We start from the raw sequence: 250 nt of genomic DNA on the forward strand, positions 1-250 counted from the left end.
GATCTCGATCGGCGGGTCGATCAGTCCGGTCGGGCGGATGACCTGCTCGGCGAAGACGCCGCCGGTCTGCTCCATCTCCCACGGACCGGGCGTTGCGGAGACGCACACCGTCTGCGGGCGCATCGCGTCCCATTCGTTGAAGCGCAGCGGACGGTTGTCGATCGCGGACGGAAGGCGGAAGCCATATTCCGCCAGCGTGATCTTGCGACGGTGATCGCCCCGCGACATGCCGTTGATCTGACCGATCGTC

Annotated in this window: 1 pseudogene; it reads right to left on the reverse strand. The window is 66.4% G+C overall.

Features of this window, described 5'->3' with window-relative positions:
• Positions 1 to 250: pseudogene (locus tag AC0IW9_RS31460) on the reverse strand (excinuclease ABC subunit UvrB); the annotation flags it as partial.

The organism is Belnapia sp. AC561, from assembly GCF_979252845.1.